Annotated in this window: 1 protein-coding gene and 1 pseudogene; both read right to left on the reverse strand. The window is 62.8% G+C overall.

Translation table 11 applies throughout. The features are described from left to right. Positions 1 to 338: pseudogene (locus tag ABB30_RS15235) on the reverse strand (hypothetical protein); the annotation flags it as partial. 89 nt (positions 339 to 427) lie between these two features. Next, positions 428 to 1,064, reverse strand: a 637-nt coding sequence (locus ABB30_RS16555; RefSeq protein WP_161808877.1) for a hypothetical protein, incomplete at its 5' end; no start/stop codon positions are given.

Here is a 1,064-nt window from a genome sequence, read left to right on the forward strand (position 1 = left end):
CGGCTGGTGGCGCGTTCCAGCACCGCATCAATCGGCACCTTGTCCACGTAATAGAAGCTGTACTGGACTTTCATGTACGGCGAATAGGAAGGGCGATGCAGGGCATTGGGAGGGCGAGGGCCCAGCTCGGGCAGCAGCATCACCAGCGAGCCCACCGCGTCGGGTGATGGGCCATGCTGGTTATGGAAATAATCCACCGGGATGGCAAAGCGGTATGGCCCCAGCTGCTGGATGGCCGTCCCCGGCGGCGCGGCGCTGGCCGGCTTACGCGCCGGTGGCTGCTGGCAGGCGGCCAGCAGCAGGCAACAGATCAGGGGGAACTGTCGTGACAGGTTCATGGCCCCATTGCAGTCCATGTCCGGGTCGGGTGTCCAGCATGGGCCCGGTATACAGGTGGATTCTGTGACCGTATGCCTCTTGCTGTTGCTCAATCCAGTTGGGTGGCATCCAGAAGCCGGTGGAATGCGGTTTCAATGGCCTGCCACTGCACCAGATGTACACGCGCGTAGCTTGAATGAATGTGGTAGCTGCGTTTGCGGTCGATGAAGTGGTGTTCGCAGCCGGCGATGCGGCCAATGCCTGCGGATCGATATGTCTCCCCCTCTCGTACCACCCCATCCGGCCACTGGCGGGAATCGCACTTGATAAAGCTGCGTAGCCGCCCCTGTGCATCACGGGCGATATACCAGTCATCGCCCATGCCATAGCCGGTGCGGTCCTGCCACTTGCCGAACTTGGCTATGGCCCGCTGCTTGTGCTGCTCGAACAGGGCCGGGTCCACGTCGTGACGGGTCAGTCCATGCAGCTGCAGGGCAGCAGGGCGCAGGGCCAGTTGCTCGCGCGGGTCGTTGTCCTCGTAGGCATCGCCGGTCTGGTACCAGCGGCTGGTGGCGCGTTCCAGCACCGCATCAATCGGCACCTTGTCCACGTAATAGAAGCTGTACTGGACTTTCATGTACGGCGAATAGGAAGGGCGATGCAGGGCATTGGGAGGGCGAGGGCCCAGCTCGGGCAGCAGCATCACCAGCGAGCCCACCGCGTCGGGTGATGGGCCATGCTGGTTA

The organism is Stenotrophomonas ginsengisoli (assembly GCF_001431485.1).
GTDB classification, from domain to species: Bacteria; Pseudomonadota; Gammaproteobacteria; order Xanthomonadales; family Xanthomonadaceae; genus Stenotrophomonas; species Stenotrophomonas ginsengisoli.